Origin of the sequence: Anoxynatronum buryatiense (assembly GCF_900182905.1) — a bacterium.
GTDB classification, from domain to species: Bacteria; Bacillota; Clostridia; order Peptostreptococcales; family Tindalliaceae; genus Anoxynatronum; species Anoxynatronum buryatiense.
The window spans coordinates 144609-168440 of record NZ_FXUF01000007.1 but is presented as its reverse complement, the minus strand read 5'-3'; the positions used below and the strand labels follow the sequence as shown (position 1 = coordinate 168440).

Annotated in this window: 19 protein-coding genes; 3 read left to right on the top strand and 16 right to left on the bottom strand. The window is 52.2% G+C overall.

Annotation, left to right across the window (positions count from 1 at the left end; genetic code table 11):
• Nucleotides 1-410: 410 nt before the first annotated feature.
• The 9 genes from QOL74_RS10675 to QOL74_RS10635 form a co-directional block, all read right to left on the bottom strand.
• Nucleotides 411-1424 (bottom strand): electron transfer flavoprotein subunit alpha/FixB family protein, encoded by a 1014-nt coding sequence (locus QOL74_RS10675; RefSeq protein ID WP_283409462.1) that lies wholly within the window; start codon nucleotides 1422-1424, stop codon nucleotides 411-413.
• Between the two features lie 98 nt (nucleotides 1425-1522).
• Nucleotides 1523-2305 carry an electron transfer flavoprotein subunit beta/FixA family protein gene (locus QOL74_RS10670; protein ID WP_283409461.1) on the bottom strand — a complete coding sequence of 261 codons (783 nt, stop codon included), beginning with the start codon at nucleotides 2303-2305 and terminating at the stop codon, nucleotides 1523-1525.
• 12 nt (nucleotides 2306-2317) lie between these two features.
• On the bottom strand, nucleotides 2318-3457 hold the full coding sequence (locus QOL74_RS10665; RefSeq protein WP_283409460.1) for an acyl-CoA dehydrogenase: 1140 nt from the start codon (nucleotides 3455-3457) through the stop codon (nucleotides 2318-2320).
• Nucleotides 3458-3592: 135 nt separating this feature from the next.
• The gene (locus QOL74_RS10660; RefSeq protein ID WP_283409459.1) at nucleotides 3593-4921 is read right to left on the bottom strand and encodes an acetyl-CoA hydrolase/transferase family protein; all 1329 of its coding nucleotides are present in this window, start codon (nucleotides 4919-4921) and stop codon (nucleotides 3593-3595) included.
• A complete protein-coding gene (locus QOL74_RS10655) occupies nucleotides 4918-5277 on the bottom strand; it encodes a NifU family protein (protein ID WP_283409458.1) in 360 nt (119 codons plus the stop codon). Before QOL74_RS10655 ends, QOL74_RS10660 begins: the two co-directional genes overlap by 4 nt.
• A gap of 3 nt (nucleotides 5278-5280) precedes the next feature.
• Nucleotides 5281-6732 (bottom strand): 4-hydroxyphenylacetate 3-hydroxylase family protein, encoded by a 1452-nt coding sequence (locus QOL74_RS10650; RefSeq protein ID WP_283409457.1) that lies wholly within the window; start codon nucleotides 6730-6732, stop codon nucleotides 5281-5283.
• Nucleotides 6733-7248: 516 nt separating this feature from the next.
• On the bottom strand, nucleotides 7249-8802 hold the full coding sequence (locus tag QOL74_RS10645) for a sigma-54 interaction domain-containing protein (protein ID WP_283409456.1): 1554 nt from the start codon (nucleotides 8800-8802) through the stop codon (nucleotides 7249-7251).
• Nucleotides 8803-9042: 240 nt separating this feature from the next.
• Complete coding sequence (locus QOL74_RS10640; RefSeq protein WP_283409455.1) at nucleotides 9043-9885, bottom strand: 3-hydroxybutyryl-CoA dehydrogenase; 843 nt, start codon at nucleotides 9883-9885, stop codon at nucleotides 9043-9045.
• Nucleotides 9882-10655 carry an enoyl-CoA hydratase/isomerase family protein gene (locus tag QOL74_RS10635; RefSeq protein WP_283409454.1) on the bottom strand — a complete coding sequence of 258 codons (774 nt, stop codon included), beginning with the start codon at nucleotides 10653-10655 and terminating at the stop codon, nucleotides 9882-9884. The genes QOL74_RS10640 and QOL74_RS10635 overlap by 4 nt, the downstream gene beginning before the upstream one ends.
• Nucleotides 10656-11256: 601 nt before the next feature.
• On the opposite strand from QOL74_RS10635, the gene QOL74_RS10630 reads away from it, so the two are divergent.
• Nucleotides 11257-12627 carry an aldehyde dehydrogenase family protein gene (locus tag QOL74_RS10630; protein ID WP_283409453.1) on the top strand — a complete coding sequence of 457 codons (1371 nt, stop codon included), beginning with the start codon at nucleotides 11257-11259 and terminating at the stop codon, nucleotides 12625-12627.
• A 36-nt stretch (nucleotides 12628-12663) separates the two neighbouring features.
• A complete protein-coding gene (locus QOL74_RS10625; protein ID WP_283409452.1) occupies nucleotides 12664-13782 on the top strand; it encodes a 4-hydroxybutyrate dehydrogenase in 1119 nt (372 codons plus the stop codon).
• Nucleotides 13783-13955: 173 nt separating this feature from the next.
• Here QOL74_RS10625 and QOL74_RS10620 read toward each other — a convergent pair whose 3' ends face one another.
• Nucleotides 13956-15953 (bottom strand): methyl-accepting chemotaxis protein, encoded by a 1998-nt coding sequence (locus QOL74_RS10620; protein WP_283409451.1) that lies wholly within the window; start codon nucleotides 15951-15953, stop codon nucleotides 13956-13958.
• A 717-nt stretch (nucleotides 15954-16670) separates the two neighbouring features.
• Here QOL74_RS10620 and QOL74_RS10615 point away from each other — a divergent pair.
• On the top strand, nucleotides 16671-16961 hold the full coding sequence (locus QOL74_RS10615; protein WP_283409450.1) for a hypothetical protein: 291 nt from the start codon (nucleotides 16671-16673) through the stop codon (nucleotides 16959-16961).
• Here the strand turns inward: QOL74_RS10615 and QOL74_RS10610 are convergent.
• From QOL74_RS10610 to QOL74_RS10585, 6 genes are all read right to left on the bottom strand, one after another.
• The gene (locus tag QOL74_RS10610) at nucleotides 16951-17346 is read right to left on the bottom strand and encodes a DUF302 domain-containing protein (RefSeq protein WP_283409449.1); all 396 of its coding nucleotides are present in this window, start codon (nucleotides 17344-17346) and stop codon (nucleotides 16951-16953) included. The two genes, QOL74_RS10615 and QOL74_RS10610, sit on opposite strands and share 11 nt — an antisense overlap.
• Before the next feature lie 217 nt (nucleotides 17347-17563).
• A complete protein-coding gene (locus QOL74_RS10605) occupies nucleotides 17564-18439 on the bottom strand; it encodes a 4Fe-4S binding protein (RefSeq protein ID WP_283409448.1) in 876 nt (291 codons plus the stop codon).
• Between the two features lie 150 nt (nucleotides 18440-18589).
• Nucleotides 18590-19699, bottom strand: coding sequence for an ABC transporter ATP-binding protein (locus QOL74_RS10600; RefSeq protein WP_283409447.1), 1110 nt, complete (start codon nucleotides 19697-19699; stop codon nucleotides 18590-18592).
• A gap of 704 nt (nucleotides 19700-20403) precedes the next feature.
• Nucleotides 20404-21204, bottom strand: coding sequence for a carbohydrate ABC transporter permease (locus QOL74_RS10595; protein ID WP_283409446.1), 801 nt, complete (start codon nucleotides 21202-21204; stop codon nucleotides 20404-20406).
• Between the two features lie 13 nt (nucleotides 21205-21217).
• Nucleotides 21218-22111, bottom strand: coding sequence for a carbohydrate ABC transporter permease (locus tag QOL74_RS10590; protein ID WP_283409445.1), 894 nt, complete (start codon nucleotides 22109-22111; stop codon nucleotides 21218-21220).
• A 319-nt stretch (nucleotides 22112-22430) separates the two neighbouring features.
• Nucleotides 22431-23744: an ABC transporter substrate-binding protein gene (locus QOL74_RS10585; protein ID WP_283409444.1), complete on the bottom strand. Its 1314-nt coding sequence runs from the start codon at nucleotides 23742-23744 to the stop codon at nucleotides 22431-22433.
• Between the last annotated feature and the right edge of the window lie 88 nt (nucleotides 23745-23832).

The window sequence follows — 23832 nt, the reverse complement described above, 5'->3', positions numbered from 1 at the left end:
TTCTGTTTTCATCATTGACTCCATTGTAACAGTTGAAGCGCCATGATGCCACAGAATAAAACTGCCTACGGCGGGTAGGTTGAAGACAAAGGGATTTAGCCAGGGCAGCTGACTCCAATCTTGTGTGTTTTTAGTCGAAAGACTCGAAAACAGCGCCTGAACTCGCTGCGCTCAAACAGCAGGCGCTGGCGGTTTTCTCATCTTTTCGAAAAAACACTGACAAGATTTCCAAGGCTCCCCTTTACCAAATCCCTTGTCTTCATCATATTTTGTCTACAGTCTGACCGCCTCCAGCAGTTTTGCAGTGAACAGGTGACAGGGAATAGTGAACAAAAACTCCCCCGCCGCCATGCCCGGCGATGGGGGAGGGTAGTCTGAGACTGATCAGGAAGCGGGTGTCGCCTTGAAGCCTACGCCTCTTTCAGCTTTGCCTGTTTCAGGGCTTCTTCAAGGGCGGGGACAATTTTATTCACGTCGCCGATAATGCCCAGGTCAGCCACGTCGAAAATGGGGGCGGAGGCGTTTTTGTTGATGGCCACGATGTAATCGGATTCTTCCATACCTGCCAAATGCTGGATGGCGCCGGAGATACCGCAGGCCACATAGAGGCCGGGTCGTACGGTTTTTCCTGTTTGGCCCACCTGGCGGTCACGCTCGATCCAGCCGGCATCTACCACGGCGCGAGAACCGGAAACAATGCCTTTCAGCTGTTTGGCCAAACCATCCAGAATCACAAAGTTCTCTTTGTTGGAAAGGCCGCGGCCACCGGATACCAGTACGCTGGCGTCTTCGATATTGATTTTTTCCTTGGTTTCCTTCACCACTTCGATGATTTCCACATTCATGTCTGCCGGTTCCAGATCGGTGGGGCAGGTGATGATTTCTCCCTGACGGCTTTCATCCCGCTCCAGTTTGATCATCACGCCGGGTCGCACGGTGGACATCTGGGGACGGAAGTCGGGGCAGATGATGGTGGCCATGATGTTGCCGCCGAAGGCGGGGCGGGTTTGAAGCAGGTTCTTGGTTTCTTCGTCGATGTCAAGGGAGGTGCAGTCGGCAGTGAGGCCGGTGTGCACCCGGGCAGATACCCGGGGGGCCAGGTCACGGCCCAGAGCGGTGGCACCAAAAAGAACGATTTCCGGCTTGCGTTCCTTCACCAGTCTTGAAAAGACTTTGGTGTAGGGTTCGGTGCTGTACAGCTTCAACATGGCATCTTCTGCCAGCAGCACTTCATCGGCACCGAAATAAATAAGCTCCTGTGCCAGGTCTTTCACCTGGTCACCCAGCAGTACAGCGGTGACGCTGACGCCCAGGGTTTCTGCCAATTCACGGCCTTTGCCCAGCAGTTCAAGGGATACTTTTTGAAGTACGCCTTCCCGCTGCTCTGCAAAGACCCATACGCCTTTATATGCATTGATATCCATAGGGGAGTCCTCCTTAGAAATGAACTATCGAAACGGTCTGTTAAACCGAGCTGACAAAACGAACTGTCGAAATGAACGCTGTTTGATTGTCTTGGATATTAGATGATAAACTTTTCTTTCAGTTTGTCCACGATGAGGTCTGCGGCTTCTTTGGGTGCCAGTTCGTAGACTTTGCCCGCTGATTTCACCCCTTTGGTGAAGGATTTTTTCACCTTGGTGGGGGAACCTTTCAGGCCAATGTGCTCCAGGTTCACATCAATATCAGCCAGGGTCATGATTTCCACTTCTTTTTCCCGGTAGGCGTCGAAGATGCCGCCCACTTTCATGTAGCGGGGTTCGTTCATTTCCTGCAGAGTGGTGATGAGGCAGGGGCGCTTCACCTTGATGCGGTGATAGCCGTCTTCAAACATGCGCTTGAAGATGAAGTGCTGACCATCCACTTCCATGCCTTCCACGTAAGAAACCTGGGGAAGGTTCAAATGTTCAGCAATCTGGGGGCCCACCTGAGCGGTGTCGCCGTCGATGGCCTGGCGGCCGGTGATGATCAGGTCGTAGTCCATTTTTTTGATGGCACCTGCCAGGGTGGTGGAGGTGGCCCAGGTATCGGCGCCGCCGAAAGCCCGGTCGGTGAGAAGAATAGCCCGGTCAACACCCATGGCCAGGGCTTCCCGAAGGGCGGCATCTGCCTGGGGGGGACCCATGGAGATGACGGTGACATGGGCGCCCTTTTGATCTTTCAAGCGCAGGGCGGCTTCCAAACCACTTTTATCATCGGGGTTAATAATGCTGGGAACGCCATCCCGGATCAGGGTGCCGGTTTTGGGGTCCAGCTTCACTTCATTGGTATCAGGAACCTGTTTGATGCAGACAATTATTTTCATGTCTTTCCCTCCCTATTTCAGCAGATGTGCTGCGATAACCATTTTTTGTACTTCTGAAGTGCCTTCGTATATTTCGGTGATTTTTGCATCCCGCATCATGCGCTCCACCGGATATTCGCGGGTGTAGCCATAACCGCCATGAAGCTGTACAGCCTTGGTGGTGACTTCCATGGCCACTTCGGCAGCATAAAGCTTTGCCATGGCCGCTTCTTTGGAATAGGGCATTTTGTTCTGCTTTTGAACAGCAGCTTTGTAGACCAGCAGGCGGGCGGCTTCCACTTTGGTGTTCATGTCTGCCAGCTGAAACTGGGTGTTCTGGAAGGCGGCAATGGGCTTGCCAAACTGCTTGCGCTCTTTCACGTAGTTCACTGTTTGTTCCAGGGCGCCGGCGGCGATGCCCAGGGCCTGGGAGGCAATGCCGATACGGCCGCCGTCAAGTGTTTGCATGGCAATGCGGAACCCTTTGCCTTCGGTGCCCAGCAGGTTATCTTTGGGAATGCGGCAGTTTTCAAAAATCAGTTCGCAGGTGGCCGAACCACGAATCCCCATTTTGGCTTCTTTCTTGCCGATGGTGAACCCGGGGGTGTCTTTTTCTACGATAAAGGCAGAAATACCTTTGTTGCCTTTGGTTTTGTCGGTCATGGCCATGACAACGTAAGTGTCGGCATAACCCGCATTGGTGATGAAGATTTTGGAGCCGTTGAGCACATATTCGTCACCTTCGAGGTCGGCAGTGGTCTGCTGGGATGAAGCGTCGGTACCTGCATTGGCTTCAGTCAGGCCGAAGGCTCCCAGCTTCTCCCCTTTGGCCAGGGGTACCAGGTATTTTTCTTTTTGAGCGGGGGTGCCGAACTCATAGATGGGGGTGGCACACAGTGAGGTGTGGGCCGAAACAATCACCCCGGTGGTGGCACACACTTTTGACAGTTCTTCCACTGCCATGGCGTAAGCCAGCACATCGCCTCCCTCACCGCCGAACTCTTTGGGGAAGGGAATGCCCATGAAGCCGTAGCGAGCCAGTTTTTTCACGGTTTCCACGGGGAACTCCTCGGTTTCGTCCACTTCTTCTGCCAGGGGCTTCACTTCGGTTTCAGCGAATTCCTGATACATGCGCTGAAGCATGATGTACTCCTTTGACAAGTTAAAATCCATGTTGACGCCTCCTTAATCTTGTATTGAATCAGCCCGGTGCCGGGGCTTCCCCGAAAACCGGTACTGTTTCAGCCATTTGCTGGTTCAGTTATGTGCTGTTGCAATCATTTAGTTGCCGTTAAAGGGTGCCGCCGGCTACAGGCTGAAGCGGGAAAACCGCTTTTTGGCTGCTTCGGCCAGCTGGTCTCTGAAATCGGGGTGGGCAATGGCGATAAGTGCCCGGGCCCGGTCTTCCAGGGTTTTGCCCTTTAGCTGGGCAATACCGTATTCTGTCACCACATAGTGCACATCGTTGCGGGAGGTGGTAACCGCCGCCCCTTCATCAAGAAGTGGAACGATACGGGACACCTTCCCTTTGGCAGCAGTGGCGGAGAAAGCAATGATGGATTTGCCCCCGGGAGACAGGGATGCCCCCCGCACGAAATCCACCTGGCCGCCGGTGCCGCTGAACTGGCGGTAACCCATGGTTTCTGCCACCACCTGGCCCATGAGATCCACCTGAATGGCTGAATTGATGCAGACCATCCGGTTATTCTTCGCCACGGTCATGGGGTGGTTCACATAATCGGCAGGGTACAGCTGCACTGCCGGATTTTGATGCACATAATCATAGAGCCGCCGGGTTCCCATGAGAAAATTGGCAATGGAGATGCCTTCATGAATCCCTTTTTTCCGATTATTGATGTTGCCGTTGGCCAGCAGGTCCAGCACACCGTCGGAGAACATTTCGGTGTGAAGTCCCAGGTCGTTTTTATCTTTCAAAAAGGTGGCCACGGCGTCGGGCAAAGCACCGATACCCAGTTGCAGGGTGGCTCCGTCTTCAATGAGACTGGCGCAGTGAGCCCCTATTTGATGTTCCACCTCTCCCACCTTTGGCAGGGGAATTTCAACCAGAGGGCGGGAGTCTTCGACAATGTAATCCATCTGGCTCACGTGCACGAAGGTATCACCGTAGGTGACGGGCATCTGGTCGTTCACCTGGGCAATGAGGATCCTGGCGGCGTCGGTGATGCTGCGGGTGTAGTCCACCGAAACCCCCAGGCTGCAATACCCATGCTGGTCGGGAGGGGATACCTGAATCAGGGCCACGTCTACCGGGAGGGTTCCGTTTTTAAAGAGCTGGGGAATTTCAAAGAAAAAGCTGGGGGTGTAGTCGGCCCGGCCATCGGCCACGGCGTCACGGGCAATGCCGCCCAAAAACAGGCCGTTGTGCCGAAAATGCGGCTCCATGCCCGGTTCCATGTAACCGCAGCCTCCCAGGGGAAACATGTGGGTGGTTTCCACGTTTTCATACTGCCGAAAATTCGCCACCATGGCTTCCACCAACGTGAGGGGTTCACCGGCGGCATGGCCGATGGCCACCCGGCTGTTATTGGGAATGTGCTGTATCACTTCTGCGGCAGTGCCGCATTTTTGTCGGTAGGCTGCCTGCCAATTGCTTTGGGAGTGTTCCTGCAAACTCATTCTGCCTTCCTCCTGTTCAACATGTCTCTGGCCAGAGCCAGCAGGTCTTCTGAAAGACCTGTTTCCACCCGGATGCTCACCGCTTCCGGAAGGTGTTCCTGCAGTTCTTTCACAACGATGCGGTCGATGGTTTCCTGTGAGTGGGGACAGCTGCAGCACTGTCCCCGTAATCGCAGGATGACTTCTTTGGTGTTGCTGTCCCAGCTTACCAGCTCCACATCGCCTCCGTCTGACTGGAGGCGGGGACGTACCTGTTCATTCAAAATGGTTTCGATTACTTCAGTGGTGCATGTGGTTTTTCTGGTTTCGTTGGCTTCGGTGACTTCGTTGACTTCGGTGAGACCAGTGGTCTTCATTGCCTATTCCTCAATATCCAGAATGGCTTTGGCCAGCTTTTCTTTCATGCCCATATTGGACTGGCGGGCAATCATGATGCGCTGGGCCTGGGGTGAACCTGCACCATGCATGGATTCAGACCGGTAGCCCACTGCGGCGGTGCCCAGGGTCAGGTTTTCGATGAGTCGCAGCACTTTCAGCCGGTCGATGAGCGGCACATCGCCCACACCCTTCAGGTATTTTTCAACGTAATGGCCCACTTCGGGGCTTCTCAGATCTGCCTCAGAAGGCATGGTGACGAACAGGCCGCCGGCGATGTCTTCTGCCAGCCGGGCTATTTCATAGGGAAAACGGGTGACGTTCTGCTTGCACACGTTGGCCAGCAGCATGTCGATTTCATAGTTGCCCGCCTCGGTGGGATGCCCCTGGGAAGAACAGGCGATGCCGCAGGCGTAGAGGGTTTCATTAAGGTGAGTCATTTCAATGAGTTTGTCTTTCACATGGGATGCCTTGGCCGCCCCGTTGTACTGGGCTGCCAGGGAAGAAGCCCCGATGAGCACGTCGCCCACTCCCACCTTGCAACCGCCGTAGCTTTGGCGGTGATAACCGGCAAAGCGTTCCACCAGCATGCCGGAGAAATCCACCTCGCCGCACATGAAGAGGCGGTCGGCAGGAACAAACACATCATCAAAGATCACCAGCACTTCGTGACCGCCGAACTTGGGGTTGCCCCGGTCGAGGGTGCCTTCTTCCAGTTTGCGGGTGTCGCAGGACTGGCGGCCGTAGATCATTTTAATGCCGGGGGCATCGGTGGGCACGGAGAAGGATACGGCGTAGTCTTCATCGCCTTCACGCATGGCAATGGTGGGCATCACCAGCACTTCGTGGGAGTTCACCATGCCTGTCTGGTGGGCTTTGGCCCCCCGTACCACCACACCGTCAGGCCGGCGTTCCACAATGCGGAGGAACAGGTCGGCGTCTTCCTGCTGGGAGGGCGAAAGGCCCCGATTTCCCTTGGGGTCTGTCATGGCCCCATCCACCGTCAGGTCTTCTTGCTGCACATATTTCAGGTACTCCACAAAATTCTGGTGGTAGTGGGTGCCGTGCTTGGCGTCCAGTTCAAAGGTGGTGCTGTACACCGCGTTGAAGGCATCCATGCCCACACAGCGCTGGAAACAGGCCGCTGTTTGCTGACCAAGGAGCCGCTGCATTTTCACTTTATTGATCAGGTCTTCTGCACTTTGGTGCAAGTGGGTGAATCGGTTAATTTTTTCACCAGTCAGGCTGGAGGTGGCTGTCATGAGGGCAGCATACTGGGGATCTTCTGCCAGCTTGTAGGTCATCATGACAGAGTTCATGGAAGGACGAATGATGGGATCATCCACCGGGTTTTCCACCCGCTTGCCAAACAGATAAACCTCCAAATTCAGTTTTCGCAGGCTTTCCTCGTATTGTTTTGCTGTTTTCAATGCCATGGATAACGCTCCTTTCAGAATCATTCGATGGGCTCATGGCCCTCGAAGTGGGAAGTTGAGATATGAATCTGGGTGGTTATTTGCATGTGTGATTGAATTTCTGCCTGATATATTAAGCAGGAAGCGTGCCAACTCCATGGGTTTTTGGGATATTTTGATAAATTTTTAACATTTTTACGCCTGATCGTCCCTTGTTCCTTCATTTTGAATGGTTCTGGGTTTATCAGAAAAATGCCGGTGATTGTCTGGCGCTGTTTTTGTGTTTCAGAACAACCTGCGGCGCCACCGATTTTGACGGGCCTCTGTTGCCCCGATGGTATCTCGTATTGTTGCATTGCATTTTTGCATTGTTACTTTCTCTTTTTTGCAATTAATAATGCAATCATTGCAAATTTGCATTTTCGGCCATTGTGCTCGCTGTCACGGTTATGATTGCTGTGGCTGTACCGGCTGCTGGAGACGTGTTTAATTTGCCGTTGATGCCGTTGCTGTTGATGCCGTTGCTGTTGATGTCTCTTACGAGCTTTCCTCTCCGGTATCATGTAGTTTTCGGTAAAGGGTGGAGGGATTGATTTCCAGCTGTTGGGCCGCTCCCTTCATCGAGCCTTCCTGGCTGATCATCCGACGGATATACCGCTGCTGAAACAGTTTGGTGGCTTCTTTCAGCGGCAGCTGATGGTAGAGAGGTTCATCCGGCAGGGCGTCTTCTCCCTGGGTGGTCCCGGTGAGGGTGAGCAGGTGTTCCGGGAGATCCGATGGTCGAATGCGGTCTTCTTCCACCATCACCACCATCCGCTCCACCAGATTCCGCAGTTCCCGCACATTTCCCGGCCAGGGATAGCGCATCAGATATTCCAGAGCTTCCGGGGTGAAGTGGCGCTGGTACTGGTAGCGGCGGTTGAACTCTTCCAAAAACTGGTGGCACAGGGGGACAATGTCGTCTTTCCGTTCTCTGAGGGGCGGCAGGTATAAGGGCACCACATGAAGGCGGTAATAGAGGTCTTCCCGAAAGCGCCCCTGCTTCACCATTTCACCCAGATCCTGATTGGTGGCGGTGATGATGCGCACATTCACCGGCACCGGCTTCTGGCCGCCCACCCGAAAGACGGTGCCGTCTTCCAGCGCCTTCAGCAATTTTACCTGAAGGTCCAGGGGCATTTCAGAGATTTCATCCAGCACCAGGGTGCCCCCGTCGGCCAGTTCGAAAAGACCCATTTTTCCCTTGGTGAGGGCTCCTGTAAAGGCGCCTTTTTCGTAACCGAAAAGCTCCGATTCCATGAGACTTCCGGGGATGGCACCGCAGTTCACTTCGATAAAGCTTTTGTCTGCCCGTTTGCTTCGGGAGTGGATCAGCCGGGTCACACGGCCCTTGCCGCTGCCCGTTTCTCCCTGAATCAGCACGGTGGTGTCGGTTTCAGCCACCTTCAGAACGGTCTCCAGCACCCGCAGCATCTGCCGGTCGCGGATGACAAACTCTGGAATATTGAGGATGCGGGTCTTCATGTGCTCCAGTTCTGAGCGGTACCGTTCGCTGAGAGCCCGGGTATGCTGCAGCTCCTGCTGGAGCCGCACCAGCTCAGAGACATCCCGCACATTGGTCACCACGTACTGGATCCCCCCGGCTTCTTCTTTTTCAAATACAGGGGTGCTGGTGACCAGCACTTCTTTGCCGTTGTGCAGCACCTGGCGGATGGTGACCTGTTGCTTGAGGCGAATGGCTTCCAGCGAACTGGATTGATCCACCACCCCCGCCGCCACCAGATCCCGCATGTTTCGCCCCATCACCGCTGTTGCCTGAATGCCGGCAATACGCTCATAGGCCCGGTTCACATAAAGGGTCTTCGCCTGCCCGTCGGTGAGGTAGATGCCGTCGTAGGAGGAGTCCATCACCGCCTGCATCTGCCGGTTCAACTCCCGGTGTTTTGTCAGTTCAGCCACCAGGGCCTCATGTTCGCCGTTGGCACTGTTGGCGCCGTCCGGCTGCTGTTGCTGCCGGCTGTGCTGACGATGCGGCTGGCTCTGTTGGTCAGACTGGTGTTGTTGATTGAATTGATCTCGTTTATCCTTCATGGCGCTTCTCCTATCATTCTATCGTCCAAATCGCAAGCTCATCGATGGAGCCCGTCGTGAATCCGGCCGCCTGCAGAAGAGGTCCTTTGCATTGTCCGCCGAAAACAGGGGATGATTCACTGCCGGAGCTGGTTCGTGATTTCGAAGTGAAGAAGACCGCAGGCTCATTCCTGTCATGGAATAATCCGGCGGTCTTTACCGGGTGATCAATAGTGCCGGGTTTTTCATATTCCCGGGTGGTTAATATTGATAGAAGCCTTCGCCGGTTTTTCTGCCCAGCCGGTTGCCCCGCACCATTTTGCGCAGCAGAGGATGAGGCCGGTATTTACTGTCGGCAAATTCTTCATAGAGCACTTCCATGATGGCCAGGCACACATCGTTACCGATGAGATCTGCCAGGGCCAGGGGGCCGATGGGGTGGTTGGCGCCCAGCTTCATGGCTTCGTCGATGGCTTCTTTGGAAGCAACACCCTCCGCCAGTATGCCCACCGCCTCATTAATCATGGGAATCAGAATTCGGTTCACCACAAAGCCGGGGGCTTCCTGAACGGCCACCGGGGTTTTTCCCACTGCTTTCACAATGGCCTCAGCAGCTTCATAAGTTTCCTTTGAGGTGGCAATGCCTTCAATGAGCTCCACCAGCTTCATGACGCCCACGGGATTGAAAAAATGAATGCCCATGAACCGGTCTGGCCGTTTGGTGGCTGCTGCCAGTTCTGTGATGCTGAGGGATGAGGTGTTGGTGGCCAGAATGGTGTTTTCTCCACAAACGGCGTCCGCTCCCTGAAGGATCTTCTTTTTAATGTCCATTTGCTCAATGGCGGCTTCAATCACCAGATCGCAGGCAGCCAGATCTTCAGTTTTAAGGGTGCAGGTGAGACGATCCATGGATGCCTTTACTTCCTCTTCCGGCAGTTTTCCCTTGGATGCCAGTTTTTGAAGGCTTTTTTCAATACCCTGCCGCCCCCGCTCCAGCAACGCTTCATTAATATCCTGCATCACCACGTTCATTCCCTGCTGGGCAAAAAGCTGGGCAATGCCGCTGCCCATGGTTCCTGCGCCAATGACTCCGATGGTTTTCATTTTTTTCGCTCCTTTCGATTTTCCAAAAAGGCTTTCATGCGGTCACGGTGAGCCCCCAAAGCAAAACAGGCACTGAAATAGTCACTTTCCAGCTCCAACGCTTCCCGGAGCCCCAGGTCATAGCCTTTCACAATGGCTTCTTTGGCAAGAGAAATGGCTTCCGGGCTGTTTCTGATGATACGCCGGGCCACTGCCATGGTTTCAGCCATTAAATCATCGTGGGGAAATACCCGGTTCACCAGACCGCAGTTCAGTGCCTGATGAGCGGTAATCATTTCCCCTGTATAGATCAGTTCTTTTGTCCGGGACAAACCAAATGCCCTGGCAGCGAACTGGGTGCCACCGAAACCGGTGATAATTCCCAGGGATGCTTCAGGAAAGCCCAGTTTTGCTTCTTCGGAAGCATACCGAAAATCACAGGCAAGCGCCAGCTCCAGGCCGCCCCCCAGTGTAAACCCATTGAGAGCTGCAATCACAGGCACTTCGAGGGTATGGATTTGTATGAACACCCGATGCCCCAGATTGGAGAAGTCTCTGGCCTCCTGGGGTGACAGGTCTTTCATTTCACCAATATCCGCACCGGCCACAAAGGCTTTTCCTTCTCCCGTCAGCACAATCACCCGTACCTCCGGCGAGTTTTCCAGCTGTGTCATGGTGGCTTCAATTTCTTTGAGCACTTCTGAGTTCAGTGCATTCAGCACCTTCGGCCGGTTCATTTTCACCACCGCCACCTGATCGGTGACTTCCACCAGCAGATTTTCTGTTGTCATGCCAACGCCCCTTTCAACAAGCCTTCTCTGTTTCATTTGTCTTCTCTGTTTCATTTGTCTTCTCTGTTTCATTTACCTTCTCTGCTTCATTTACCTTCTCTACTTCATTTGCTGATGTTTTCAACGACCGTTACTGTTTTTCAGATTTTCTGCTTCTCTGCTTTTCTGTTTCTGGTTTTTCATTGATCCGTTTTTTCTTTGCCCTTCACCTTGCATTATTGCACGTTAGTCGCTATTATGCAACCGTCTTCCCCTCTCAAATTGCGAATCTGCAATCTGCTCGATGGATCGTGTTGTTCGCCAGGTTCAACAAGTTGTCCTTATTCATCTATCTTCCCGTGATTCGTGCGATATCGTTAATTATTTATCATTTAATCTCGAATTTAAGATTCTTGATAATTATGCTTGCATTCGGCCTGATAATTGCGTATACTTTGTATAACAAAATGAATCATCCCTTAATTCGTTTTGATTTTAGAAATCAGAACGATATTCGCACCTCAATTGGCGCTGAAGGTAACCGATTCATTTTGAGATAAATGAAAGTCTCATTTGACGGTCCGGCATTTTAGTTCATTTCCAAAAAATGGAGGAAAACGTTATGAAAACAAGCTTAAGCGTTATGGAAATGGTGGAAAAATCAAGAATTGCACAAAAAGAGTTGTCTCGCTTTACACAAGAACAATTAGATGATATTGTTAAATTAATAGCAAAATCGGTGTATGATCATGCAGAATTGCTGGCCCGCATGGCGGTGGACGAAACCCGAATGGGCGTATATGAAGACAAAGTGGCCAAAAACCGGGGCAAGTCCAAGACCATCTGGCACTCGCTGAAAGACAAGAAATCGGTGGGGATCATCGACCGAAACGAAGCCAAAGGGCTGATGATGGTGGCGAAGCCTGTGGGTGTTGTCGGGGCAGTGACCCCCACCACCAACCCCATTGTCACCCCCATGTGTAATGCCATGTTTGCACTGAAGGGCGGCAACAGCATCATTATTGCCCCTCATCCCCGTTCACAGAAGTGCAGTGCCCACACCATTGATCTTATTTTGGACGCCATTGAAAAAGCGGGGATTCCCTACCCGGAGGGTGCCATTCAGATCATCAGGGAGTCTTCCATTGAAAAGACCAACGAACTGATGAAACTGGTGGATGTGGTGGTGGCCACCGGCGGCATGGGTGTGGTGCAGGCGGCTTACAGCAGCGGCAAACCTGCCTACGGTGTTGGCGCCGGTAACGTTCAGGTGATCATTGACCGGGATGCGGATTTTGCCGATGCCACCGCCAAACTTCTGGCAGGCCGCAAATTCGACAACGGCATCATCTGCTCCGGCGAACAGAGCATCATCGCCCCCCGTGATCAGTACGATGCTGTCATACAGGCAGCCGTGGCCAATGGCGCTTTCTACATTGACGACGAAGCCACTGTGGAGAAGTTCCGTCAGACCATTTTCCAGGACGGCCACATGCACAAGGATGTGGTGGGCCAGTCGCCTGCAAGAGTGGCTGAAATGGCAGGTGTTACCATCCCGGAAGGCACTTCGGTGATTCTACTGAAGGCCAAAGGTGTGGATCAGAACGACCTGCTCTGCAAAGAAAAAATGTGTCCGGTGATGGCCGTTTTCGCCTACGACACCTTTGAAGAAGCCGTTTCTATGGCCCAGGCCAACCTGGAACTGGAGGGCAAGGGACATACCGCCGCCATTCACTCCAATAACCAGGCCCATATTGAATATGCCGGGGTGAATCTGACGGTGAGCCGACTGGTGGTCAACGCCCCCTCTTCCACCACCGCCGGCGGGTCTTTCACCAATGGATTCGCTCCCACCACCACGCTGGGCTGCGGCACCTGGGGCAATAACATCATTTCAGAAAACCTGGATTACAAACACCTGATCAACGTTTCCCGCATTGGCCTCACCATCCCGGGAGCAACCGTTCCCAGTGATGAAAGTATATGGGCGTAACCATTCAACCTTAAAGATCATGAAGGAGGATTAACCGTGGCCATTCTCAAAGTGCAACCGGCACTTCACCGGTTCAACAGTTTCAAAGAATTTGCGGCAACGTTCGAAATCGGCGAGCTGGATTGTATCTTTACCAATGAGTTTATTTACGAACCTTTTATGAAAGATGCAGACTTGAAGTCAGATTTTATCTTTCAGGAAAAATTCGGCACCGGAGAACCCTCCGATGAAATGATTAATGCCATCATGGCAAAGGTGAAGGAAAAAGAATATAAGCGGATTATTGCCGTGGGCGGCGGTACCATCATCGATATTTCCAAACTGCTGGCCCTGCGGTATGTCAGCGACTGCAAAGATTTTTTCGAAAAAACCGTGCCTATTGTGAAGGATAAAAAGCTGGTGATTCTGCCCACCACCTGCGGCACCGGCAGCGAAGTGACCAACATCAGCATCGCCGAAATCAAGTCAAAGCGTACCAAAATGGGCCTGGCGGTGGATGAGCTGTACCCGGAAGATGCGGTGCTGATTCCTGAAATGATTCGCACCCTGCCCTTCCCCGTGTTCTGCACCAGTTCAGTGGATGCCCTGATTCACGCCATTGAATCTTTTGTGGCTCCCCGGTCCAACCCTTACACTGAACTGTTCAGCACCCGGGCCATCAAGCTGATTCTTCGGGGCTATAAGGCCATTGTGGAAAAAGGACCAGACCACCGCCATGAACTGGCGGAGGATTTTCTGGTGGCCAGCAACTATGCGGGCATCGCCTTTGGAAACACTGGCGTAGGCGCCGTTCACGCCATGTCTTATCCCCTGGGGGGCGTCTACCACGTGCCCCACGGCGAAGCCAACTATCAGCTTTTTGTGGAAGTGTTCAAAGCCTATCAGCACAAAAATCCCCAAGGGTCCATCAAACGGCTCAATGAACTGTTGGGACGTGTGCTGGGAGTTCCCGCCGACGAAGGGGTTTATGATGTGCTTGATCAGCTGCTCAGCCAGCTGATTCCGCTGAAACAGCTGCGGGAATACGGCATGCAGGAACAGGAAATTGAAGCCTTTGCCGACAGTGTCATGGCTGCCCAGCAGCGGCTTTTGGCCAACAACTATGTGGAACTGAGCCGGGATGAGATCCGGGACATTTACAAGGCCAGATTCTAATCAATTTCTTTCTATTTCCGCGCCGTCGGCCCTGTGCCTGACGGCGCGGTTTTTTCACAGAAAAATAACCGCCTTTGCAGGCGGTTACAGACTGTAGCCAAAACACGATGCAGGCAAGGGAATTGGTGAAGGGCAGCCTTGGAAATGCGGTGAAAGACTGCCGCTGATGCTTCTTACGCTCTGAACTGGCTCATTTTTTCCTGCAAGTGCTGCGACAGCTCTGCCAGCGAGTCACTTGCCTGGGCAATCTCCATCATGGAAGCCGACTGTTCTTCCACCGAAGCCGAAACTTCTTCTGTTGAGGCGGAATTTTCTTCAGCAATGGCTGCCAGGCTCTGAATCGCATCCAGAATTTCCTGCTTCATCTTTTCCAGTTGTTCTGTCGATGCATTCAGTGCCTTCATCTGCTCATGGGAATCCTGAGAAGATTGGGCAATTTGATGGAAGGCCTGCTGGTTTCGGGATATCTCAGATTGAAGTCGATGCAACACTTCGAAGCTGTTTTCAATGGTTTGAACGGCTTCTTTTGAGTGTTGCTGCAGGTCTTCCACCACCTGGTCAATGGTTTTGGTGGAGGCGTTGGATTCTTCTGCCAGCTTTCGAATTTCATCTGCCACCACTGCAAAGCCTCTGCCGGCTTCTCCGGCCCGGGCGGCTTCGATGGCTGCGTTTAATGCCAACAGGTTTGTCTGCTCTGAAATGGCTGCAATCATGCCACTGGCATCACTGATGCGTCGGGAACTGCTGTCTGTATTCTGAATGCCCAGACGCACTGCCTCCATGGCCTGTACAGTTGTTTCGTAGATATGCGTCAGTTGTTCCATGTTTTTCAGGCTTTCAGCCACCACCCTGGTGGCCTGTTGGTTGGTTTGATTCATGGTTGCTGTCAGTTGCTGATTTTCTTCCATAATGCGTCCCATTGCCTGTGATTTTTGTGCACCTTCTTCTGTTCTTTCTGCCTGATCCACCGCACCCTGGGCGATTCCTTCCACCGCTTTCGCCACTTCTTCAGTGGTGCGGGTGTTTTCAAGGGCCGTTTGCTGCAAGGTGGCAGAAGCATCGCTGACCTTCAGTGCTGCACCGGATATATCACCGATCATCTCTCTGACGGTTCTAACCATTTGGTTGAATGAATCTGCCAGCTGCCCGATTTCATCCTTGGATGTCCCCTGGCATTCAACTGTAAAATCTCCCTGTTCCACAGCGGCAATCAATGTCTTCATCCGGTTGACGGGCCTAAGAATGGCGCTGTTGAGAAAGAGAAACATGATGAGGGACAACAGCACTGTCACACCGGCTGTCAGCAAATAGAGCATGCGTGTCATCCCGTTGCTCTGGGCCACAATGGCACTCCTGTCCAGAATTGCCTTGATATAGCCACCCACGTTTCCCTGATAATCCTTATAAGGAATCAGCAGCACCGACTGGTTCTCATCTTCGGAAACCTGGCTGACCCATTCGCCGTTCATCACGTGTGTCATCATATCAAGAGACTCCTGCCACCTGTCGGTTTCCAGTGTTCCTGCCAAAAAAATATTTTCTTCCTGACCTTCCTGCCATGAGACTGATTCATCGGTGAGTGTGTAGATGAAATAGTCACCGCCAAACTGTTGTTTTAAGTTTTCAAGAAATTGGTTGCCAAAATTGCTGCCATATTCAACCGATCCCGTATGCTGTCCCTGATGGCTCATGGGCACCACCACACGAAAGCCGTATCCACCTCTGCCTTCTTCCAGCCCCTGCACAATGGCCTTTTTTTCATTGGCTTCATTGACGGTAAAGCGGAAGTCACGCAGGCTGTCGCCGAAGTTTTCCGGCATGTGAAGCCTTAGAAATGCGGTTGAATCCGGCAGGTGAAACTGAATCTGTGCCACTTCGTTCTGCAGAGTTTCATAAACCGGCATCAGTTGCTCCAGCAACGCCTCTCTGTCCCGTTGTGCAAACAGCTCCTGCACCTGGGCATTGTTGGCAATGGAAACCACCGACATTCTGGCACTATCCAGCTGGGCTTGCATTTGGGCATCCACCGCCTCTGTTAACAGGTGGTGGTGCTCTCTTTCTTTTGCTTCGATGAGCCCGGCAACCGACCGGCTCACCATCAGTGTCATCAGCAGCATCACTGCAATAACGCTGATTCCAATGCCACTCAAAAACTTTTTCCGTAATGACATTTTCCAGCCACTCCTCCCCAATATGATTGTCGGTCTTCCGTCAGCCACCCACTGAATCCTACTGATGCGATAAACGTCCGACATCCAAACATCATTTCGTCTCTTTTTGTCATGATGTTTTTATCAGTATAACACATAATACCCCATCGTGATTATTCTCACTCATACCGTTCATTTGATCGAACTATTTGATATGGAATGACTGAGTTGAAAGTACCAACAGCATTGAAGTGCCCAACAAACCCAATGAACTCCACTAACGTGAAGCAGGGCAAGTGACTTGAAAAACGTTAAAGACTTGAAATATGTCAGTGATGCAAGGGAATGAGTTGGCGGATTGACATGATCCTTTGATGCGGTAAAATAGATGTGACACACCCTTTACCGGGGTGTGAGATTGAAGACAAAGGGCTTTGGCCAGGCCAGCTGATTCCAATCTTGTGTGTTTTTAGTCGAAAGTCTCGAAAACAGCGCCTGAACTCGCTGCGCTCAAACAGCAGGCACTGGCGGTTTTCTCCCCTTTTCGAAAAAACACTGACAAGATTTCCAAGGCTGTCCTTTACCAGATCCCTTGTCTTCATCTTATTTTGTCTGCAGTCTGTCACCCCCTTTACCGGGGTGTGTCACCATGTCACTTCTGACGGCTTTCATGTTTGTGGTCTGGTTGCATCGACATTCAACGCTGCCGACGGCAGCTTAACCAGGGAGGTGATTTTCATGCAGGTTTCATATTATTTTTGTGGCGGTTGTAATCCTCTATATGACAGAAATCAGCTGTATATGGCTCTCAGGGAACAGCTGGGCCCTCTCATGACTGAAAAAAAAGAAACCCCCGAAACGAAGGCTTCTTCACTGGTGGTATTGATTGACGGTTGCCACAGGCAGTGCCTGCGTCTCAGCGGTGAGTACCCGGAGGCCTTGCTGGTGTTTCAGGCCATCAAGAACGATTTTTCTGACCCTGCTGCAGCCATTGTGCGTCTGCTGGAACAGGCAGGTTCTATCGAATAGCCTCATCAAGTGCTTTTTGAAGGGTTTCTTCCACTTCCCGGGCAAAGGCGGTGAGCGCGGTATCCTGAAGGTTTTCCATCATCACCGTGGGGAGCACCATCCCGATGGACGTTTCTTCTCCATCGTCAAAAACCACTACTTTGCAGGGCAGAAAGTAAATCACTTGCAGATTGGCCTCCAGGGCGTTACGGGCGTGTTCAGGATTGCAGACTTCCAGTATCACGGCTTCCCGCTGGTAATTGACGCCCTTCTCCTGTAACTTTTCCGGTACATTCAATTGCCACAGGGTTCCAAAACCATTTTGCTGCAGGCTCTTTTTCACCGTTTCCACCGCCTCTGCCACGGGCATTACTGTTTTAACGGTATAGGTATACGTGAATGCCATTGCCCTTCCCCCTCTTCCTGTTCCTGTTTTCCATTTCTCTGCCGCCTGCTGTTCACCATGTTTCACTGCCGACCACCCGTCAATTGCGACCTATCATCCCACCTGCCGCATCTACGCGATCATCGATTAAACCGATCAAAACCTGTAGCACCTGTCTCGTCTGTAGCACTTATTGTGTATCATACCCCAAATTCTTTCTTGCTCTCATCAACAAACCTTATGCCGACTTCTGGTCAGCCTCTTCCCCGGAAATCTTCTCCGCTTTTTTTGCCACGGCCGAAGTCTTCTCCATGGAAAGCACTTTCACCGGGCAGTTGGCCACGCAGGTCTGGCACTTAATGCAGTTGGCATCATTGAACTGACCGTTTTCGTCGAAGTTTTCATAGGGAGACAGTTGAAAGGGGCACACTTTTTCGCATTTGGCACAGGAAACACATTTGTCAATGCTGCAAATGGTGACTTTAGTGTCTGTTTTTTCGGCGATGCCGGTGATTTTACCTAAATGATAGACACCCTTTTGCATGGTGCCCATGGGGCAAAACTGGCACCACACCCGGGGATTCACTGCCAGGGCCACACTGCTGCCCAGCACCATCACCACCAGGTAGGTGGCCACGAAAACAAAGCCCAGCCGGTCAAGAAAATCATAGCTGCCCCAGGCCTGCCAGGCCATGAGAACCCGGCGGCCAAAATTGAACATGAAGAATGCAAAAAAGCCCAGTATGAATGTTTTGGAACTGATCCAGCCGGGGAGTTTTTTGTTCTGGCTGAGGGGCATGAGCACCACGTCAAAAAGACTGCCATGGGGACACACATTGCCACACCAGTATCGGCCATTGAAAAAAGCAGTGACAGAAAGACCGGCCATGATGCCGATGACCAGCAGCCCCAGCTTTGGTTCCCACAGGCCGCCGATGGCCACCAGTACGGTGAAGATCCAGGCGTATTTCCTCAAATGGGAAAATGCCCGGTTGGCTTTCAGATAGGTGTTTTTCTTTGATGCGGCCGGGTTCTTGGCTGAGGACTTTGCAGCTGGCTTTGCAGCCGCCTGAGTGGCGGGAGTCTCACTATGTGAAGTATGATGCTGTGTCATGGAAAAACCTCCTGTTAAGAAAATAATATCTGCGAACCCTCCCCCCATGGGGGTGGCACTCACAGGCATTATCTTACAGGAGGTGATGTGATCTGTCAAGTCTATTTTTCAAGTTTCGTCCCTCTGGTATTTGTTGAACCGCCTGAAACCCTACAACCGAAGCTCTGTTTCAGGATGAAAGAAGTGGATCTGGTTCATGTTCACCAGCAGGTGCCGGCATTCCCCCGCCTTCACTCCCTGGCGATGATTCAGGCTTACCACCAACCGGTGATCACCGACGGTGCCATGCACCAGCATGTTGGCGCCCAGATATTCCACCACTTCCACCTGGAAGGGAAGCCGCTGGTGGCCGCTGTCGGTAACATTGTCGGCGGCGGTTTCTGCCAACTGCATGTTTTCGGGGCGGATGCCCACCATTACTTGCTGAAGCCCGCTTTCTGCCAGTCGGGTGGCTGTGCTTCCCGCTGCCTGCCATTTTTCGCCGGCGCAGATCAGCTGCAGCGCATCCCCTTCCCGCACCACCTGGCCTTTCATGAAGTTCATGGGGGGTGATCCAATAAACCCGCCCACAAACACGTTGGCCGGGGTTTCGTAGACTTCGGCAGGTGTGCCAATCTGCTGAATGCGCCCGTCTTTCATGATGACGATGCGGTCGGCCATGGTCATGGCTTCCACCTGGTCGTGGGTCACATACACAAAAATGGTCTGCAACCGCTGGTGCAGCTTGCTCAGTTCGGTACGCATCTGCACCCGCAGCTTAGCATCCAAATTGGAGAGGGGTTCGTCCATGAGAAACGCTTTTGGCTCCCGCACAATGGCCCGGCCCAGGGCCACCCGCTGCCGCTGGCCGCCGGAAAGCTCTTTGGGTTTTCGTTGCAGCAGGTCATCCAGATCTAAGATCACCGCCGCCTCTTTCACCCGCCGCTGGATTTCCTCCCGGGGCACTTTCTTCATTTTCAGACCAAAAACCATATTTTCATAAGCGCTCATATGGGGATACAGGGCGTAGTTCTGAAACACCATGGCAATGTCTCGCTCTTTGGCAGGGCGGTGGGTCACCGCTTCGCCGTCGATGTACAGGTCGCCCCGGGTGATGGTTTCCAACCCGGCAATCATGCGCAGGGTGGTGGATTTTCCACACCCGGAGGGACCCACCAGCACCAGAAACTCTTTCTCACCGATGGTAAGGGAAAAATCTTCCACTGCCGATACCTGGTTGTCGTAGCTTTTGTTCACCTGCTTTAACTCAATGGTTGCCATTGCGGGGCCTCCTTTAATTCTTGATCTTGTTGCTGGTTTTCTCATTGGCTTTCTTGTTGGTTTCTCATTGGCTTTGTCTTGGGGCGCACATCAATTTCTTTATCTTGGTGATTCCATCTTCGATGGTGTCTTGATACCTGCCATGTTCTTTATGCCTGCATGCCGGCAGTGTTTGGATACTTGCGGTGTTAACTGTGTTTACAGACTTGTGGTGTCTGCAGTGTCTGCAGTGTCTACTGAGTTCTCATGCTTGTCGTGTCAGCAGAAGCCGCATGCCTGTAATATTAGCAGAACACGTATGCCAGCAGTCAATTGTGGATATGTGACTGTTTTCTGTTGATAACCCGATTTCTCCTGTGTGTAAATCGTTAGTCTCTGTGGATATTTCACGCTTCTCTGTGGGTAAATCACGCTTATGTGTGGGTATCTTTCTTATCTTTAAGAGCAAATGAGGTCTTATTTGTGGATAAATGATATCTTTTTTGTGGGTAAATCATTTATTCCTGTGAGTAAATGTTTTGTTCTTGTGGGTAAAATGCTTTTTACTGTTGATATCACGCCTGCTATTGTGGAAAACTGTCAAAACACGATGGATAAACTCTTCATGCCTCTGAAATGCCTCCTTATGTAGCGGCTCTTGTTATGTGGCTCCCTTGTTGGCTCCCCTTGTGTGGCGGCTCTTTCTCCGGTGGCGTGGCTGTGTGCTATTTTATCCCCGATTGCATGAAGCTGCTGATGAACTGCCGCTGGAAAAAGAAGAAAGCCAGCAGCAGGGGAAAGATCACCAGCAGGGTGGCTGCCGACACCTGGGCCCACTGGGCACCGGTTTCAAAGGATTTGGCAAAAATGGACAGCCCCACAGTGAGGGGTCTGACGGCCACATCTTTGGTGACGATGAGAGGCCAGAGGAAATTGCTCCAGTGGTGACTCACCGACACCAGTCCAAAGGCGATGTAGGTGGGTTTTGCCAGGGGCACATAAATATGCCAGATGCGCTGCAATAAGTTGCAGCCGTCCAGCCGGGCGGCTTCTTCCAGTTCATAGGGAACGCTCTTAAAGGTCTGGCGCATGAGAAAGATGCCAAAAGCGGTGGCAAAATAAGGAATCATGATTCCCAGCCGGGTATTCAGAAGTGACAGTTCCCGCAAAATACGGTAGTTGGGGAATATGAGGATGTCGGTGGGAATCATCAGCTGCACCAGCACCAGGATGAACAGCAGGTTTTTGCCTTTAAATTCCAGGCGGGCAAAGGCGTATGCTGCCAGGGTGGCGGTGACCAGCTGTACGGCCAGAATGCCCAGCACGATGATGAGGGTATTGCGGTAATAAATGGGAAAAGGGGCCAATTGCCAGGCTTCCGCAAAATTTTGCAGGGTGAGGGGGCCTTCGACGCTGATGCGGGTGGCCAGGTGTTTGGGCCGAAAGGCGGTGGCCACCATCCACAGAAGGGGCACTGCCCACAGAAAAGCCACCAGTGTCATAATTAAATGGCTGATTTTTCGCATGACTTCATGCCTCCTAACTGTAGTGGATCTTTCGGTCTGTGGTGAAAAACTGTATAGCGGCTATGGTGAGCATGATGGTGAGCATCACCACTGTCAGAGCCGATGCATACCCCTGGTTCCAGTAATTGAAGGCGGTTTCATAAATGTAGTAAAGCAGCAGATTGCTGGCATTGTTGGGGCCTCCCTGGGTCATGATCACCAGGTGATCCACCAGTTTGAAGGCATTGGTGAGTGAAATGATGAAAACGAAGAGGTGGGTGGGCATGAGGAGAGGAAAGGTGATGTGTCGAAAGACTGAGATTCCCGGTGCACCATCCATTTCTGCCGCTTCGTACAGTTCCCGGGGGATGTTCTGCAGCCCCGCCAGGTAAAAAATCATATAAAAACCGGATTCTTTCCACACTGTCATGGCAATCATGGCCCACATGACAGTTCCCGGGCTGCCCAGCCAGTTGATGCGGCCCACGCCTGCCAGCCCCAGCACCTGATTTAGCAGGCCATACTCAGGGGTGTAGAGGAACATCCAGATGTTGGCGATGGCGATCATGGGAATCACCGTGGGATAAAATACAAAGGTGCGCAGCCAGCTGCGGCCCACCATGGCTTTGTTCAGAGCCAGAGCCATCACCATTCCCAGGCCCATACTGGCGGGGATGGTGCCCGCGGCAAACCACAGGTTGTTTTTCAGGGTTTTGATAAAAATGGCGTCTTCCAGCAACCTCTGATAGTTTCCTATTCCGTTAAAAACTGCTGACGGTGTACTCAGATCAAGGCGAAAGAAGCTGAGCCACACCGTACTGATAATGGGATAGAAGGTAAAGAGGGAGAGGAAGATGAGGGAAGGCAGCAGTAGCAACCAGGCATGCAGGTTCACCTGAAAGCTTTGATGTCGTAGCAGGTTCCTCATCTGGTACCTCCTTTTTTGATTCCTTTATTTTTTACCTCAAGTTTTTCTTATTTCTCTTTGAAATAAGATCTTTTGTAATAAGTTCTCAGCCGAAACACCGACTGCATAAAGTCGGCACTTCGACTGAGGGATTTTGCTGCCCTTCGTGTGATTCAGCTCACCCTTGGATGACTTTATAAGCGGGTGAATTATCCAGGGAATCAGCATGCCTGTTTGCGGGCCTGTTTGCAAGCCTGTTTGCGGACAGTTTGCAGCCTTGCCTGTGGATCAATTTACAACGCTGCTTTCGAGGTTGTTTACGCGCTTGCTTGCGAACTTGCTACTGAAAAGGAGCCAGAATGGCTTCTGCTTCCTGCTGCGCCCGCTTCAACGCTTCTGCCGGTGATAACTGCCCCACAATGGCAGCCTGCAGGTTGTCATTGATGGCTTTGTATACTTCTCCATTGCTGTGAGTGGACAACTCTGCTGCGGCGTATTCCAGCTGGTCTCTTGCCACGGCGGCCTGGGGGAAATCGGCCACATAGGTTTTCATCAGCTCTGTTTCATAGGAAGATGCCCGGGTGGCTACGTATCCGGTGTCGATGCTCCACTGGGCTGCCCGTTCAGGCTGGGTGACCCATTCGATGAACTGCCAGGCGGCTGCCTGTTTTTCGGGCGATATGTCTTTGAAGATGTAGAAGTTACCGCCGCCGGTGGGGCTTCCAAATTGCTGTTTGGCGGGCATGTAGGCCACTCCGAATTCGAAGTTGGCGTTGTTGCGCACATTGGTCAGGTTACCGGTGGTGTGGTACATCATGGCGCTTTTACCTTCTGCAAAGGTGCCTGGCACGGTGGCCCAGTCAATAATGTCTTTGGGCATCACTTCGTATTTGTGGGCCAGGTCGATCCACAATTGCAAAGCTTCCACATTGCCGGGGGTGTCAAAATAGACTTGTTTCCCGTCGTCACTCATCAGGTTTTTACCATTCTGAAGGGCAAATCCCTGAAAGAGCCAGTAGGGGAACCCGGAAGTGGGAATTTCAAGGCCCCAGCGTTCCACTTCGCCGGCAGTGTTTTTCACGGTGAGTTTTTCGGCATATTCAATGAGTTCATCCCAGTTTTGAGGTGGGCGCTCCGGGTCGAGACCGGCTTCACGAAAAGCTTCTTTGTTGTAGTAAAGAACAATGGTGCTTCTTTGAAAGGGAATGCCCCAGGTGCTGCCGCCTGTTTGAGAGTTCTCCATGAAGGCCGGGTAAAAATCGTTGAGATAGGCTTCGCCTCCATGTTGTTGGATGAGGTCATCCAGAGGGATGATGGCATCCATGTCCAGCAGGGTGTAAAGTTCGGTGGAAAGGAGCACGGCCAGTTCAGGTGACTCTTTCCCCTGAATGGCAGTTTGGGCAGTGACCATGGTTTCGGCGTAGCTGCCGGTGAAAACGGGATTGACTTTAATGTCGGGGTACTCTGCCATGAAATCTGCGGCCATTTTTTCAATGACACTGGTGAGGGGGCCTCCCACGGCGATGGGGTAATAGAAGGTGATTTCCACCGGGGCGCCGGCACCTCCGGTACTTTGACCGGCACTGGCACCACAGCCTGCCAGCAGGGTTAACAGCAATAAGAGCACGATCCAGTGTTTGCTTTTCTTGATCATATGAATCCCCTTTCGTTCTGGTGTTCCCGTGTTGTTGATACGTGACTCATGACATGTTGTTGATACGCAACTCCTATCCAATTGTTAG

Excerpts from the sequence above, each read along its gene's own strand:
- QOL74_RS10675 (WP_283409462.1), bottom strand. The coding sequence starts at position 1,424 with ATGGATATCAATGCATATAAAGGCGTATGGGTCTTTGCAGAGCAGCGG.
- QOL74_RS10670 (WP_283409461.1), bottom strand. The coding sequence starts at position 2,305 with ATGAAAATAATTGTCTGCATCAAACAGGTTCCTGATACCAATGAAGTG.
- QOL74_RS10635 (WP_283409454.1), bottom strand. The coding sequence starts at position 10,655 with ATGACAACAGAAAATCTGCTGGTGGAAGTCACCGATCAGGTGGCGGTG.
- QOL74_RS10665 (WP_283409460.1), bottom strand. The coding sequence starts at position 3,457 with ATGGATTTTAACTTGTCAAAGGAGTACATCATGCTTCAGCGCATGTAT.
- QOL74_RS10630 (WP_283409453.1), top strand. The coding sequence starts at position 11,257 with ATGAAAACAAGCTTAAGCGTTATGGAAATGGTGGAAAAATCAAGAATT.
- QOL74_RS10590 (WP_283409445.1), bottom strand. The coding sequence starts at position 22,111 with ATGAGGAACCTGCTACGACATCAAAGCTTTCAGGTGAACCTGCATGCC.
- QOL74_RS10660 (WP_283409459.1), bottom strand. The coding sequence starts at position 4,921 with ATGAGTTTGCAGGAACACTCCCAAAGCAATTGGCAGGCAGCCTACCGA.
- QOL74_RS10595 (WP_283409446.1), bottom strand. The coding sequence starts at position 21,204 with ATGCGAAAAATCAGCCATTTAATTATGACACTGGTGGCTTTTCTGTGG.
- QOL74_RS10585 (WP_283409444.1), bottom strand. The coding sequence starts at position 23,744 with ATGATCAAGAAAAGCAAACACTGGATCGTGCTCTTATTGCTGTTAACC.
- QOL74_RS10600 (WP_283409447.1), bottom strand. The coding sequence starts at position 19,699 with ATGGCAACCATTGAGTTAAAGCAGGTGAACAAAAGCTACGACAACCAG.
- QOL74_RS10645 (WP_283409456.1), bottom strand. The coding sequence starts at position 8,802 with ATGAAGGATAAACGAGATCAATTCAATCAACAACACCAGTCTGACCAA.
- QOL74_RS10650 (WP_283409457.1), bottom strand. The coding sequence starts at position 6,732 with ATGGCATTGAAAACAGCAAAACAATACGAGGAAAGCCTGCGAAAACTG.
- QOL74_RS10605 (WP_283409448.1), bottom strand. The coding sequence starts at position 18,439 with ATGACACAGCATCATACTTCACATAGTGAGACTCCCGCCACTCAGGCG.
- QOL74_RS10640 (WP_283409455.1), bottom strand. The coding sequence starts at position 9,885 with ATGAAAACCATCGGAGTCATTGGCGCAGGAACCATGGGCAGCGGCATT.
- QOL74_RS10620 (WP_283409451.1), bottom strand. The coding sequence starts at position 15,953 with ATGTCATTACGGAAAAAGTTTTTGAGTGGCATTGGAATCAGCGTTATT.
- QOL74_RS10615 (WP_283409450.1), top strand. The coding sequence starts at position 16,671 with ATGCAGGTTTCATATTATTTTTGTGGCGGTTGTAATCCTCTATATGAC.
- QOL74_RS10655 (WP_283409458.1), bottom strand. The coding sequence starts at position 5,277 with ATGAAGACCACTGGTCTCACCGAAGTCAACGAAGTCACCGAAGCCAAC.
- QOL74_RS10610 (WP_283409449.1), bottom strand. The coding sequence starts at position 17,346 with ATGGCATTCACGTATACCTATACCGTTAAAACAGTAATGCCCGTGGCA.